General features: G+C 64.6%; 11 protein-coding genes and 1 pseudogene. 9 read left to right on the top strand and 3 right to left on the bottom strand.

Annotation, left to right across the window (positions count from 1 at the left end):
- Positions 1-232 precede the first annotated feature (232 nt).
- From deoC to HAP54_RS33260, 9 genes and pseudogenes are all read left to right on the top strand, one after another.
- Positions 233-1,150, top strand: a complete 918-nt coding sequence (gene deoC / locus HAP54_RS33220; protein WP_210297558.1) for a deoxyribose-phosphate aldolase — start codon at positions 233-235, stop codon at positions 1,148-1,150.
- Positions 1,151-1,152: 2 nt separating this feature from the next.
- Positions 1,153-3,540, top strand: coding sequence for an aldehyde dehydrogenase family protein (locus HAP54_RS33225; protein WP_166294523.1), 2,388 nt, complete (start codon positions 1,153-1,155; stop codon positions 3,538-3,540).
- 81 nt (positions 3,541-3,621) lie between these two features.
- On the top strand, positions 3,622-4,077 hold the full coding sequence (locus HAP54_RS33230; RefSeq protein WP_166294524.1) for an RbsD/FucU family protein: 456 nt from the start codon (positions 3,622-3,624) through the stop codon (positions 4,075-4,077).
- Between the two features lie 5 nt (positions 4,078-4,082).
- Positions 4,083-5,006 (top strand): ribokinase, encoded by a 924-nt coding sequence (locus HAP54_RS33235; protein ID WP_166294526.1) that lies wholly within the window; start codon positions 4,083-4,085, stop codon positions 5,004-5,006.
- Positions 5,007-5,013: 7 nt separating this feature from the next.
- Positions 5,014-5,888, top strand: a pseudogene (locus tag HAP54_RS33240) (carbohydrate ABC transporter permease).
- The gene (locus HAP54_RS33245) at positions 5,885-6,922 is read left to right on the top strand and encodes a carbohydrate ABC transporter permease (protein WP_166294528.1); all 1,038 of its coding nucleotides are present in this window, start codon (positions 5,885-5,887) and stop codon (positions 6,920-6,922) included. The pseudogene HAP54_RS33240 and the gene HAP54_RS33245 overlap by 4 nt, the downstream one beginning before the upstream one ends.
- A gap of 23 nt (positions 6,923-6,945) precedes the next feature.
- Positions 6,946-8,406 (top strand): extracellular solute-binding protein, encoded by a 1,461-nt coding sequence (locus HAP54_RS33250; RefSeq protein WP_166294530.1) that lies wholly within the window; start codon positions 6,946-6,948, stop codon positions 8,404-8,406.
- A 91-nt stretch (positions 8,407-8,497) separates the two neighbouring features.
- Positions 8,498-9,444 (top strand): IS630 family transposase gene (locus tag HAP54_RS33255; protein WP_166293531.1). Its coding sequence is split into 2 segments (ribosomal slippage): positions 8,498-8,837 and positions 8,837-9,444, totalling 948 coding nucleotides; the frame shifts between segments, so codons are not numbered across the junction.
- A gap of 96 nt (positions 9,445-9,540) precedes the next feature.
- Entirely contained in the window at positions 9,541-10,635 is a 1,095-nt protein-coding gene (locus HAP54_RS33260; protein ID WP_166294532.1) for an ABC transporter ATP-binding protein, read from the top strand.
- Positions 10,636-10,690: 55 nt separating this feature from the next.
- On the opposite strand, the gene HAP54_RS33265 is transcribed toward HAP54_RS33260, so the two are convergent.
- The 3 genes from HAP54_RS33265 to HAP54_RS33275 are packed head-to-tail and all read right to left on the bottom strand — an operon-like array spanning position 10,691 to position 13,877.
- The gene (locus HAP54_RS33265; RefSeq protein ID WP_166294534.1) at positions 10,691-11,719 is read right to left on the bottom strand and encodes a class II aldolase/adducin family protein; all 1,029 of its coding nucleotides are present in this window, start codon (positions 11,717-11,719) and stop codon (positions 10,691-10,693) included.
- A gap of 11 nt (positions 11,720-11,730) precedes the next feature.
- Positions 11,731-12,600 (bottom strand): TIGR01459 family HAD-type hydrolase, encoded by an 870-nt coding sequence (locus HAP54_RS33270; protein ID WP_166294536.1) that lies wholly within the window; start codon positions 12,598-12,600, stop codon positions 11,731-11,733.
- A complete protein-coding gene (locus HAP54_RS33275) occupies positions 12,597-13,877 on the bottom strand; it encodes an FGGY-family carbohydrate kinase (RefSeq protein WP_166294538.1) in 1,281 nt (426 codons plus the stop codon). Before HAP54_RS33275 ends, HAP54_RS33270 begins: the two co-directional genes overlap by 4 nt.
- Positions 13,878-13,920: the final 43 nt, after the last annotated feature.

Genomic DNA, 13,920 nt, shown 5'->3' on the forward strand with positions numbered 1-13,920 from the left:
GATGTCATGCATCGGCGGGCTGCGGCTCCGGCGGGCAAGGTCTGGGAGGATCCCATGTTGCAATGGACACGTTCAGTCTATCTGCCGATCTGCTCGATTCGCTAGAACCGCCGGCGTTGCGATGGTGCAGAGCGTGCTCATTCCAAATCCTTCCGCCGTGCCGGTGCAGCCCCGTGCGCAGGGCGATGGCGATCTCCATCCGGTCGCGCGCAACAGCGGCCGACCGCTCGAGATGGATTGGGTCGACGGCATCAGGATCAATCTGTCTGCCGCCGAGCGGCGCGTGGCGAGCCTGCCGGGCCGGCGTACTGTCAAGAAGGACGCGCAGGCCGCCTGGCTGCTCAAGGCGATCACCTGCATCGATCTGACGACGCTCAATGGCGACGACACTGCGGAGCGGGTGAAGCGACTCTGTGCCAAGGCGAAGGCGCCGGTGCGCAGCGACCTGCTCGAGGCGCTCGGCTTTGCCGGGCGCGACCTGCACACCGGCGCGATCTGCGTCTATCACCGTTTCGTCGCCACGGCGGTCGAGGCGCTCGACGGATCCAGCATCCCTGTCGCCGCGGTGTCGACCGGATTTCCGGCTGGCCTTGTGCCGCACGACATTAAGCTCAAGGAAATCGAGGCGTCGGTCCGCGACGGCGCGCAGGAGATCGACATCGTCATCACCCGCGAGCATGTGCTGACCGGCGATTGGCGTGCGCTTTATACGGAGGTCAGGGATTTTCGCGCGGCTTGCGGCGATGCGCATCTGAAGACGATCCTGGCCACCGGCGACCTCAAGACATTGCGCAACGTCGCCAAGGCTTCGATGGTTTGCATGATGGCCGGCGCGGACTTCATCAAGACCTCCACCGGCAAGGAAGGCGTCAATGCAACGCTGCCCGTGACGCTCGCAATGCTGCGGATGATCCGCCTTTACCAGGAGCGCACCGGCTACAGGATCGGCTTCAAGCCGGCCGGGGGAATTTCGACCGCCAAGGACGTGCTCAACTATCAATTCCTGATGAAAGAGGAATTGGGCCGCGACTGGCTCGAGCCGGATCTTTTCCGCATCGGCGCCTCCAGCCTGCTCGCCGACATCGAGCGCCAGCTCGAGCATCACGTCACCGGCCGCTACTCGGCCTTCAACCGTCATCCCGTGGGCTGAGCATGAGTGTCGCACAATACTACGAGACCATGGACTATGGTCCCGCGCCCGAGGCCGACGGCGAGGCGCGCGCCTGGCTGAAGCGGCACGACGCGATTTTCGGCCATTTCATCGGCGGCAAGTTTGTCGCGCCGCAATCCGGCAAGCACCTCACGACGATCGAGCCGGCTACCGGCAAGACATTGGCGAAGATCGCGCAGGGCGTTTCCGCCGATGTCGAGGCTGCGGTCGGCGCCGCGCGGTCAGCGCAACCACTTTGGGCCAAGCTCGGCGGCCACGGCCGCGCCCGCCATCTCTATGCACTGGCGCGCATGCTGCAGCGTCACGCGCGGTTGTTCGCGGTGCTGGAGGCGATCGACAATGGCAAGCCGATCCGGGAAACCCGCGATCTCGACCTGCCGCTCGCCGCGCGCCATTTCCTGTATCACGCCGGCTGGGCCCAGCTGCAGGAGCGCGAGTTCGCCGATCAGGTGCCGATCGGCGTGATCGGACAAATCATTTCCTGGAATTTCCCGCTGCTGATGCTGGCGTGGAAGATCGCGCCTGCGCTGGCCGCAGGCAATACGGTGGTGCTCAAACCCGCGGAATTTACTTCGCTCACGGCCCTGCTGTTCGCCGAGCTTGCGGCGGAGGCCGGTCTGCCGCCGGGCGTGCTGAACGTCGTGACCGGTGATGGCGCGACGGGTGCGTTGCTTGTCGAGAATCCGGGCGTCGACAAGATCGCATTCACAGGATCGACCGAGGTCGGCCGGCTGATCCGCCAGTCGACCGCGGGCACCGGGAAGTCGCTGACGCTCGAGCTCGGCGGCAAATCGCCCTTCATCGTCTTCGATGACGCCGACATCGACGGCGCCGTCGAGGGCGTGGTCGATGCGATCTGGTTCAACCAGGGGCAGGTCTGCTGCGCCGGTTCGCGGCTCTTGCTGCAGGAAGGTATCGCGGAGACGTTTCGCCGGCGGCTGATCCGGCGCATGGAGACGCTTCGCGTCGGCCCGCCGCTCGACAAGTCGATCGACATGGGGGCGGTGGTCGCGCCCGTGCAGCTCGAACGGATCAAGTCGCTGGTCGAGACCGGGGTGAGGGAGGGCGCCGAGAAATATCAAGCGCCGGGCGCGCTGCCGGCGGAGGGCTGCTTCTACCCGCCGACCCTGCTCTGGAATGTGCATCCGGCTTCGACGGTGGCGATCGAGGAGATTTTTGGGCCGGTGCTGGTGGCGATGACATTCCGCACGCCCGACGAGGCGGTGATGCTCGCCAACAACACGCGCTATGGGCTTGCCGCAAGCGTATGGAGCGAGACGATCGGGCTGGCGCTGGATATCGCGCCGAAGCTTTTGGCCGGCGTGGTCTGGATCAACGCGACCAATTTGTTCGATGCCAGCGTCGGCTTTGGCGGTTACCGCGAGTCAGGCTTTGGCCGCGAGGGCGGCCGTGAAGGCATGTACGAATATCTGAAGCCGAAGACCTGGAGCGGCCGCAAGGCGCGCGCGAAGGCGTTGCCGCCGCCGGCGCCTGCCACCGATGGTGGCGGGTCTGGCGTGCCGGCGATCGACCGCACGGCAAAACTGTTCATCGGCGGCAAGCAGGTTCGTCCCGACGGCAATTATTCGCGCGCGGTGCTTTCGCCGAAGGGGCGGCATCTTGGCGAAGCGGGCGAGGGCAACCGCAAGGACATCCGCAATGCCGTGGCCGCGGCGCGCTCCGCCGAAGCCTGGGCGCGGGCGACGGCGCATAATCGCGCCCAAATCCTTTACTACCTTGCCGAGAATCTGTCCGCGCGCAGTGACGAATTCGCCAGGCGTATCACCGACATGACGGGCATAACGGCCGCCAAGGCGCGTGCCGAGGTCAACACGAGCATCGAGCGGCTGTTCAGCTATGGGGCCTGGGCCGACAAATTCGAAGGAACTGTCCACGCGCCGCCATTGCGCGGCGTGGCGCTCGCGATGCATGAGCCGATCGGAGTCGTCGGTGTGGCCTGTCCGGACGAGGCACCGCTGCTCGGTTTCATCAGTCTGGTGGCGCCGTTGATAGCAATGGGCAATCGCGTCGTCGTCGTGCCGAGCGAGCGGCATCCGCTCGCCGCGACCGATTTCTACCAGGTCCTGGAGACATCGGATGTGCCGGCGGGCGTCGTCAATATCGTCACGGGCGATCGCGACGGTTTGGTGAAGGTCCTCGCCGAGCACGATGATGTCGACGCGCTCTGGGCGTTCGGATCGCAGGAGGCGTCGGCGGCGGCGGAACGGCTGTCGATCGGCAATCTCAAGCGCACGCTCGTCGATCACGGTCTGTTGCTCGATTGGTACGACAGGGCTGCATGTGAAGGCCCGATCCTGCTGCGCCACGCCGTGCAGGTGAAGAACATCTGGATCCCCTATGGTGACTAGGGGCGACGCGTCACCGTAGCGAACAGGGGATCCGAACCGCCAGAGTTCGGACGATTTCGAGGATCAAGGAGGGAAGGCAACATGCTGAAGGGCATAGATCCATTGCTCAATGCCGATGTGCTCTATGCGCTGCGCGCCATGGGGCATGGTGACCGTCTGGTCGTTTGCGATACCAACTTTCCAGCCGATTCCATCGCGCGCCAGACGGTGTTCGGCCGGCTGCTGCGTATCGACAATGTCAGCACCGCGAGGGCGATCGAGGCCATTCTCTCCGTCATGCCGCTCGATACCTTCGTCGACGATGCGGCCATCCGGATGGAGATCGTCGGCCAGCCGCAGGAGGTGCCGCCTGTGCAGCGCGAGGTGCAGGCCGCGATCGATCGCGCGGAAGGGCGATCCTGGCCGCTGGTCGGCGTCGAGCGCCACGCCTTCTATGAGAAAGCCAAGTCCGCCTATTGCGTGATCGCAACCGGCGAGCGCCGCTTCTACGGCTGCTTCCTGTTCAGCAAGGGCGTGACCGCCCCGGACGGAGAATGATTCCCATGAGCAGGAATGGCGTCGCCGTCCTCGGCGTGTTCGTCGTTGATCTCGCGTTCCGTGCGGGCAATATGCCCGCGATCGGCGAGACGATCGCGGGATCAGGATTTGCGATGGGCCCCGGCGGCAAGGGCTCCAACCAGGCGGTCGCGGCCGCGCGTGCCGGCGCTGCCGTGACCTTCATCTCCAGGATCGGCAGCGACGCCTTCGGCGAACTTGCGATCAAGACCTGGGAGGCCGAGGGAATCCGGCCGCGTGTGGCCAGGATGGCGGAAGCGCCGACCGGCGCGGCGTTCATTTATGTCCACGAGACGCGCGGCGATAACGCGATCATCGTGGTGCCGGGTGCTGCGGGCGGTATCAGCCCTGCCGATATCGACGCGGTGGCGGGCGCTATTCGCGACAGCCGGGTGTTCGTGACGCAACTCGAGCAGCCGGTCGACGCGGCGATCAGGGGGCTCGAGATTGCGCGCGCGGCCGGCAGCATCACGGTGTTCAATCCGGCGCCGGCGATCAAGTTCGACAGCAGCCTGTTTGCGCTGTGCGACTATGTCGTCCCCAACGAGACTGAGGCCGAAGCGTTGACCGGGATCGCGGTGAGCGATCTCGACGGCGCTCGCCGCGCCGGCGACGCGCTGCTGGCCAAGGGTGCGGGGACCGCGTTGATCACGCTTGGCGAGCGTGGCGCCCTGTTCCATGCGCGGGACCGCTCGTTGCACGTGCTGCCCTTCGCGGCCGGCAAGGTGGTTGAGACCACCGGCGCGGGCGACGCCTTCGTCGGCGGCTTCGCGGCGGCGCTGGCGGATGGCGTCGATCCGCTGGAGGCTGCGCGCTTCGGATCGGCCACGGCGGGAATCTCGGTGACGCGACCGGGGACGGCGCCGGCGATGCCGCGGCGTGCGGAGATCGAAGCGCTGCTGAAGGGCTGATCCTCCGATGATGCGGAATGATCCGATCAAGCACGTCTTCATCTGGCCGGCGGTGCTCGTCGTGCTGGCGATCTCGATCTTTCCGCTGATCTATTCGCTGACCACCAGCTTCCTCAGCTACCGCCTGATTCCGCCGATCCCGCCGCGGGTGGTCTGGCTGGGCAATTATGCCGCGTGCTGCAGGAGCCGCGGTTCTGGAATGCGATCTTCACCACGACGCTGATCGCCTTCATCGCCGTTGGCCTGCAATATGCGATCGGATTTGGGGTGGCGCTCGCGCTCAATGCGCGCGTGCCGGGCGAACGGCTGTTTCGCGTCGCGTTGCTGCTGCCGATGCTGCTCGCGCCGGTCGCGGTTGCGCTGGTCGCGCGCATGATCTTCAACCCGACCATGGGACCGCTCAATCAGCTCTTGGGCAAGTTCGGCCTGGTCAATTTGCCGTTCCTCACCAATGGACACTGGGCGCTCGCCTGCATCATCGCGGTCGAGGTCTGGCAGTGGACGCCCTTTATCATCCTGATGATGCTGGCCGGCCTGCAGACGCTGCCGGAGGACGTTTACGAGGCCGCCGAGCTCGAGAATGCCAGCGCCTGGCAGCAGTTTTGGGGCATCACCTTTCCGATGCTGCTGCCGATCTCTGCAGCGGTGGTCTTCATTCGCCTGATCGAGAGCTACAAGATCATGGACACCGTCTTCGTGATGACGGGCGGCGGACCTGGCGTCGACACCGAGACGCTGACCCTGTTCGCCTATCAGGAGGGCTTCAAGAAGTTCAATCTCGGCTACACGTCGGCGCTCAGCTTCCTGTTCTTGACCGCAATCACGATCATCGGCGTCACCTATCTGGCGCTGCTCCGGCCGCATCTGGAGAAGCGCCGATGAGCGGGCAGGGCTTGACCGGATTGTCGCCTTGGAGCCGCCGGCTGGTCGCCGCGGGTGTTCTCGTCTGGTGCCTGATCACGGTGTTTCCGCTCTATTGGGTGGTCGTGACCGCGTTCAAGACGCCGCCCGGCGTGGTCGGCGGCCCGACCTATCTGCCGTTCATCGACTTCACGCCGACCCTGCAGCCCTTCATCGACCTCTATCAGGGCATCCGCGGCGAGTTCTTCCGGACATTCCTGAACTCGACCATCGTGGGCCTCTCGGCAGCCGCGATCGCCACCGCGATCGGCGCGATGGCCGCCTATGCGTTGGTGCGCTTCGAATTCAGGGTCCGGCTCGGTGCAGGCCTTGCCTTCTTCCTGCTCGCACTTGGCGGTTACCTCGTCTTCAACAACAGTTTTGGATTCACCCGACCGCAGGCGCTGCTGCTCGCGTTCCCGATCGCGCTGGCCGTTGCGATCATTGCCAACCGCCTGCCGCTGCCCGGGCCGATCCTCGGTAACGAGGACATTCTGTTCTGGTTCGTCAGCCAGCGCATGTTCCCGCCGATCGTCACGGCCTTTGCACTCTATCTGCTCTACAGCGAGATCGGCCGGCTCGGCTTCCAGCTGATCGACAGCTATATCGGCCTGACGCTGTGTTACGTCGCCTTCTCGCTTCCGATCGTGGTCTGGCTGATGCGCGACTTCTTCGAGGCGATCCCGATCGAGGTCGAGGAAGCCGCGATGGTCGACAACGTGCCGAGCTGGCGCATCTTCGTCGGCATCGTGGTGCCGATGTCGATGAACGGGTTGCTCGCCACGTTCATGATCACGCTGGCCTTTGTCTGGAACGAGTTCCTGTTTGCGCTGTTCCTGACCAATTCTCGATGGCAGACGCTTCCGATCCTGGTGGCGGGGCAGAACAGCCAGCGCGGCGACGAATGGTGGGCGATCTCGGCGGCGGCGCTCGTCGCCATCGTTCCGATGATGATCATGGCAGGTTTGCTCAGCCGGATGATGCGGTCGGGCCTGCTGCTCGGAGCTATCAAGTAAGAAAACCTAGGGAGGACAAAATAATGTTGCGACGAACGTTCCTGATGCTTGCCACTTCGCTGGCGACAGTTTGCGGCGTGGGCGAGGCGAGCGCTGCCTGCAGCCCGGACTATACCGGCGTCACCCTGACGGTGGCGTCGCAGACCGGCCCCTATATCGCGTCCGCGCTCAAGCTCGGCGCCGACGAATGGGCGAAGAAGACTTGCGGCAAGGTCAACGTCGTCGAGTTTCCATGGTCGGAGCTCTATCCGAAGATCGCGACCTCGCTCACGGCATCGGACGCGACATTCGATCTCGTCAGCTTCGCGCCGGCCTGGCTGCCGGATTTCGTGCCCTATCTCAGCGAGATGCCGAAAGAGATGCAGTCCGGCAAGGACTGGGATGACATCGAGCCGGCCTACCGCGAGCGCCTGATGGTGTGGGAAGGCAAGATCTATTCGCAGTCGATGGACGGCGACGTCCACACCTACACCTACCGCACCGATCTGTTCAGCGATCCCAAGGAGAAGGAGGCGTTCAAGGCCAAATACGGCTATGACCTCGCGCCGCCAAAGACCTGGAAACAGTATCTCGACATCGCCGAGTTCTTCCAGCGCCCGGACAAGGGATTGTGGGGAACGGCGGAGGCATTCCGCCGCGGTGGCCAGCAGTTCTGGTTCTTCTTCAGCCATGCTGCGGCCTACACCAACAATCCGAACTATCCGGGCGCGATGTTCTTCGATCCCGAGACGATGGATGCGCAGATCAACAATCCGGGCTGGGTGAAGGGACTGGAGGAGTATATCCGGGCCTCCAAACTCGGTCCGCCCAACGCGCTGAACTTCTCGTTCGGCGAGGTGAACGCGGCGGTGGCCGGCGGTCAGGTGGCCGAGTCGATCGGCTGGGGCGACACCGGCGTCATCGCCGCCGATCCCAAGCAATCGAAGATCTCCGGCAAGGTCGGCTCGGCGATGCTGCCCGGTTCGGACGAGATCTGGAACGCCAAGACCAAGACCTGGGACAAGTTCCCGAGTGTTGTGCCGGGCCCGTTCATGGCATTCGGCGGCTGGCAGGTCGCGGTGCCGAAGGCCGGCAAGAACCAGCAGGCGGCCTGGGACTTCGTCAAGACGCTGACCAGTCCGGATGTGTCCGGCCAGGCGGCGATCACCGGCGGCAGCGGCGTCAACCCCTACCGCAAGTCGCACACGGCCAATCTGCAGCTCTGGAGCAAGATCTTCTCGCCTGAGGAGGCCAAGGAATATCTCGGCGCGCAGTCCGACTCCATCAACGCCAAGAACGTCGCGCTCGACATGCGTCTGCCCGGCTACTTCTCCTACACCGAGGTCGTGGAGATCGAACTCGGCAAGGCGCTGGCAGGCCAGACCACGCCGAAGGCTGCGCTCGACGCGATCGCGAAGGAATGGAACCGGCTGACCGACGAGTTCGGCCGTGCCAAGCAGCTGGCCGCCTATCGCGCGGCGATGGGCCTGCCGCCCAAGAACTAGAGCATTTTCCGACCGGAATGAATCGGGTGGGGATTCCCAAAACGGCGCGAGTCAGATTCAAGCTGCATGCTGGCGAGGGAGGCCAGCATGTATGGCCAGGGCGCTTTCGGTTGATCTTCGTCAAAGGGTGATAGCCGCGATTGACGGTGGCATGTCCTGTCGACAGGCTGCTGAGCGCTTTGGTGTCAGCGCGGCCAGTGCGATCCGCTGGCGCGGTCGCCTCAAGGAAGTTGGCGACATCGTTCCTAAACGCCAGGGCGGTGACCGCAAATCGCAGCGCATCGAAGCGCATTCGCAATTGATTCTGGAGGCAGTGACAGCGAAGCCGGATATCACGCTCGCCGAGTTGCGAGAACTGTTGAAACGTCGTGGAATATCGACTGGCATCGCGTCGCTCTGGCGTTTTTTCCAGCGCAGAAAGATCACACTTAAAAAAAGACAGCGCACGCCGCCGAGCAACGGCGCGGCGATATAAATGCCGCGCGTGAGGAGTGGTTCGAAGGGCAAATCGATCTTGACCCTGAGCGTCTCGTCTTCATCGACGAAACCAGCGCCAACACCAAAATGGCGCGGCTTTACGGCCGCTCGCCACGCGGCGAGCGATGTCGTGCAGCTATCCCACACGGACATTGGAAGACGACGACATTCACCGCTGGATTGCGCTCCGACGGTCTGATCGCGCCGCTTGTTCTGGACGGTCCAATGGATGGCGACGCTTTCCTGGCCTACGTCGAGCAATTGCTCGCCCCATCGCTGCGGCCGGGCGATACCGTTATCATGGACAACTTGCCCGCTCACAAGGTCCATGGCGTTCGAGAGGCCATCCGGGCGGTCGGAGCAAGCCTGCTCTATCTTCCGCCCTACAGTCCAGACTTCAACCCGATCGAAATGGCCTTCTCTAAACTGAAAGCCCTGTTGCGGGCCGCCGCAGCGCGCACCATGCCCGATCTCTGGCAAGCAATCGCCAACGCTCTCAAGCGCTTCTCACCCGAGGAATGCCAAAATTATCTCGTCGCGGCTGGTTACGACGCAACGTGATCGGAAAATGCTCTAGCATGCCATTGAGATGGCCCCGGATGACGCGCGATCGTCATCTGGGGCTTCAATGATCTTCGGAGACGGAAACAGGACTTTATGGCGCACGTCGAGATCGAGAACGTCAGCAAGGCATACGGGCCCTACAAGATCATCGAAGGGCTTGATCTCAACGTGGCCGACAAGGAGTTTGTCGTGCTTGTCGGCCCATCCGGCTGCGGCAAGACGACAACTTTGCGCATGATCGCGGGACTTGAGACCGTCACCAGCGGCACCATCCGCATCGGAAACCGCGACGTCACCCAGTTGCGCCCGGGGTTGCGCAATTGCGCCATGGTGTTTCAGAACTACGCGCTCTATCCGCATATGACCGTCGGCGAGAACATTGCCTATGGCATGAAGGTGCGGGGCGAACCACGCGCCGGCATCGAGAAGGCGGTCAAGGATGTGGCGCGGGTACTCGACCTCGAACAGTATCTCGACCGGCGTCCCAAGCAGCTCTCGGGCGGCCAACGCCAGCGCGTGGCGATCGGCCGCGCCATCGTGCGCAGCCCCGATGTCTTTCTGTTCGACGAGCCGCTGTCGAATCTAGATGCCAAACTTCGGATCGAGATGCGGACCGAGATCAAGGCGCTGCATCGCCGGCTCGCCAAGACCATCGTCTATGTGACCCATGACCAGGTCGAAGCCATGACCATGGCCGATCGTGTCGTCGTGATGAACCGCGGCCGGATCGAGCAGGCGGCCGACCCGATCACGCTGTATGAGAAGCCGAGCAATCTCTTTGTGGCGGGCTTTATCGGCGCACCCAGCATGAATTTCATTCATGGCGAGATCGTTGCGCGCGACGGTGCGCTGCTCTTCACCGAGCCGTCGGGAACAGCGTTGAGATTGCCGAAATCACGCGAGGCTGCCTATGCGGGGAGCATCGAGAAGCCGGTCGTGCTTGGCGTGCGGCCGGACCACGTCCTCCCGCAGGGCGCTCCGGCCGGCAGCACAATCCGTATGATCGTGAAGGATGTGGAGCCGTTGGGGCCGCACACACTGGTGATTGGCGCCGTCAGCGACTTTCCATTCACCGCGCAAGTGCCGGTCGGTACCACCGCGGAGCCGGATCGGCCCTTCGACGTAGGAATCGATCTCGAGCGCGTGCATCTGTTCGATAAATCTTCGGGAAAGATCATTCCGACGTAAGGCGGACATGGCGCTTCGAAGATTGAGCGCCTTAAATCGTTCGGTCCTGGTCGGATCAGCGATCGGCAGTCAGTTGTTGGCGATATCGCTCGGCATCCCAATTCAGCAACGCATGCTCACTCTCTGCCGCTAGATAGTTGAGGCGTGCAGTCAGGGGGAGGCGACAGGTGACCAGTGCAAGACAGGTCAGCATGGCTTCCGCGCCGTCGCTGGCGTCCTCGCGGATGAGGCTGCCAGCGTCCGGGACGAGAAGGGCAACCGGTGGCGCCAGCCCGTCCGCAATGGTCCGTGCGATCATGGCGCTCAGGTTCTCGCGATGTTCCAGGACCGGTAGTCCCGGGCCAAGGAAGACGACGTGATCAGGATAGAGCGAGCCGCTGGTTGCGATCGCGCGGCTGTAGCGGTCGGTGGCAATGTCGTGGCAGCGCGGATCCCGCGGCAGGCGATAGCCGGCGCCTGCGCAGATCGTTCGGAGCGCATCGTGATCCGCGGTTGGCGCGCTGCGCGGCTCCAGCATGAGGCGCTCCTCGACGTCGGCCACCATGGCCTCCGCCGCATTGCAGGTGGCTGCGCCCACCACCAGGCCGTGATTGCCGAGGACCAGGACGTCGACCGGATTCCGTGCAATCGTCTCGCTGACCGCGCGTGCGAGCGGCAGTCCCGGGTGGTGATAGTCGAGGTAACGCCAGGCCAATCCGTCCAGTCGCCGGGCAAATTCGTCGCGGGCATCGGTTCGCACCGCCCATGCGATGGTGTTGACCGCATGGACATGCAGCACGACCTGGTGCGGCATCAGGGCATGGAGCGAGGTCTCGATCGAGGCGCGCAGCGTCGTCCCGGCGTTCGGAGCGAGCGGCACCCGTTCGTCGCCTTGCGCAAGCGCGGCGCGCGCAGCCGACAATGCGACCGGTACGAAAATGTCCTTGTCCTCGGCATCGGCGAGCCAAGTGCCCGACGCCTTCACCCACAGCACGTCGCCATCCTTGACCGACGAATTGCCGCCGGCACCCTGAACCAGCAGGATATTGGCGCCGACGCTAGCCGACATCTGGCGCAATTCGTTCAGTATTTGAGGCTGTCGCATCGGGGGTGTTCTCACCAGATCAGATGGTCCATCGTCCAGTGCGGCATCCGTGCCGCCGTGCCGGCTGCGATCCTGATCGCTTGCGGCAGATTGCTTGCCTGCGCCAGCGTCGCCCGGTGGGCGCCGGAGCCGATCAACAGGGTCAGCATGCCGGCGGCACGTCCACCGGCGATGTCGTGATCGAGCGAGTCGCCGATAACGAGGATCCGGTCCGGCGGCGGATGTCCCAATTGGTCGCGCGCGGCAGCAAACATCGGTGGATACGGTTTGCCCACGAACAGCACGGTACCGCCGAGTGATTGATAGAATGCGGCAAGCGCGCCAGGTGCCGGGATCAGCCCGGCGGCGCCGAACATCACGAGGTCAGGATTGGCGCACAGCATCGACAGTCGCCGCGCGGCGGCCGCCGTCAGCAGCGCACGCCAGCGCTCGGGCTCGGCCGTATCATCGTCGAGCCCGCCGAGCAGGATGAAATCAGCCTCGTACACGGTCGAAGCCATCGCGAGAGCGGTGCCGTCGACGATCGAGCGGTCTCCGTCGCGCGAGATCAGGAAGCATGCGCGTCCGAGCCCTGCAAAGGGAGGCTGCTCGCGTGCATGCAGGCCGCGCCAGGTGACCTCGCCCGAGGACAACACGCCGTCATAGGCTTCCGGCGGCAGGCCGAGCGCCGCGAGCCGTCGCTGATTGCTGCTGGCGCGTTTGCCGGAATTGGAGAGGATCAGGATGCGCTTGCCGGCCTCACGCAGCCTTGCCACGCAATGCAGCGCAGCAGGGAACACCGCCAGCCCCTCGTGCAGCGTGCCCCATTGGTCGAGCAGCACGTGATCGAAGCGGTCGACGATGGCGTGAAGGCCGGCGATCGCGGTCGCATCGGCATTCATGGCGGACCGCCATTCAACGCCAGCAGCGCGGCGCCGTAGCTTGCTTCGGTCTGCTCGGCGACCGAGACAGGAACGCCAAGAATGCGGTGCCTGATCCTGGTCCATGCGTCGTTCTTCGCGCCGCCGCCGATCCCGATAACGCGGCGCAGGCGCGGTGCGCCGAGCCGCGCCAGCTGCCGATAGGCGAGGGCTTCCACCGAGGCAATGCCCTCGAGCAGGCCCTGAAAGAAGCGATGATCTTCCGCCGGGCGCGGTGTAATCCGTGCGGCCAGCGCGGGATCGGCGATCGGAAACCGTTCGCCGGGCTTGGGAAGCGGATAATAGTCGAGCCCGGTCGGCTCGTTGGGCGTCACCTGCGGTGTCAGCCGCTCCATCTCGTCGGCGGTGAAATGTGCGAGAAGCGCGGCGCCGCCGGAGTTCGAGGCGCCGCCGGCGAGCCAGCGCTCGCCGAGCCGGTGCGAATAGACGCCCTGATCGGCCGCGAAGATCGGCTGGGTCGCAAGCTGCTTCACCACCAGCGTGGTGCCGAGCGAGGTGACGGCATCGCCCGGCTGGTCGGCCCGCGTCGCGATGAAAGCCGCAACGCCATCGGTGGTGCCGGCCGCGACCTGTGCTGTGGGGGGCAGCCCCAGCGACCGCGCGACCTGCGGATCCATCTCGGCGAATGGCGTGCCCGGCACCAGCACCTCGGGAAGCAGATCGTCGCGCGCGCCGAGCTGGTCAAGCCAGGGTGGCCAGGCGCGCGCGACCGGGTCGTAACCGAGCTTCAGCGCGTTGTTCTCGTCGCTGATGCCATGACAGCTGGTGAGCCGGCCTGCGATCCAGTCCGCCTGGTGCACGGCGTGGCGCGCGTCGCCGATATAGCCGTGGGTCAGCAGATAGAGCAGCTTGGCGAGTGCGCTGCTCGCGCCATGCGCGCCGCTTTCGAGCGGTGCGATTGCCGCCACGCGCATCGCCTCACGTGTGGCGCGCGCATCATTGTACATCAGCCCCGGCGAACAGGGGCGGCCGGACGCATCGACTAGCAATAGCGTGCCCGATGTGCCGTCCACGACGATGCGCGTGATGTCGCCGAGACTGACGGTCTCGCCAAGCTTGCGGATTGCCGCCACCGCGGCCTGCCACCAGAGCTCCGGTGTCTGGTCGATCGCGTTGCCGTCGACGCGCGGTGCGGGCAGTGCGACCGAAGCAAAGCCGCGGATGCCGGCCTCGGTGTCGATTGCACAGGCGCGGACGCCTCCGGTTCCGACATCAATGCCGAGATACAAACCTCCCATCCGACTTCACCGCTGTTTGGTGCGCGCGCTTCAACATTGGTTG

This window comes from Bradyrhizobium sp. 2S1, from assembly GCF_011516625.5.
GTDB classification, from domain to species: domain Bacteria; phylum Pseudomonadota; class Alphaproteobacteria; order Rhizobiales; family Xanthobacteraceae; genus Bradyrhizobium; species Bradyrhizobium septentrionale.

Coding starts and splice junctions, on each gene's coding strand:
- deoC (WP_210297558.1), top strand. CDS start 233: ATGGATTGGGTCGACGGCATCAGGATCAATCTGTCTGCCGCCGAGCGG.
- HAP54_RS33225 (WP_166294523.1), top strand. CDS start 1,153: ATGAGTGTCGCACAATACTACGAGACCATGGACTATGGTCCCGCGCCC.
- HAP54_RS33230 (WP_166294524.1), top strand. CDS start 3,622: ATGCTGAAGGGCATAGATCCATTGCTCAATGCCGATGTGCTCTATGCG.
- HAP54_RS33235 (WP_166294526.1), top strand. CDS start 4,083: ATGAGCAGGAATGGCGTCGCCGTCCTCGGCGTGTTCGTCGTTGATCTC.
- HAP54_RS33245 (WP_166294528.1), top strand. CDS start 5,885: ATGAGCGGGCAGGGCTTGACCGGATTGTCGCCTTGGAGCCGCCGGCTG.
- HAP54_RS33250 (WP_166294530.1), top strand. CDS start 6,946: ATGTTGCGACGAACGTTCCTGATGCTTGCCACTTCGCTGGCGACAGTT.
- HAP54_RS33260 (WP_166294532.1), top strand. CDS start 9,541: ATGGCGCACGTCGAGATCGAGAACGTCAGCAAGGCATACGGGCCCTAC.
- HAP54_RS33265 (WP_166294534.1), bottom strand. CDS start 11,719: ATGCGACAGCCTCAAATACTGAACGAATTGCGCCAGATGTCGGCTAGC.
- HAP54_RS33270 (WP_166294536.1), bottom strand. CDS start 12,600: ATGAATGCCGATGCGACCGCGATCGCCGGCCTTCACGCCATCGTCGAC.
- HAP54_RS33275 (WP_166294538.1), bottom strand. CDS start 13,877: ATGGGAGGTTTGTATCTCGGCATTGATGTCGGAACCGGAGGCGTCCGC.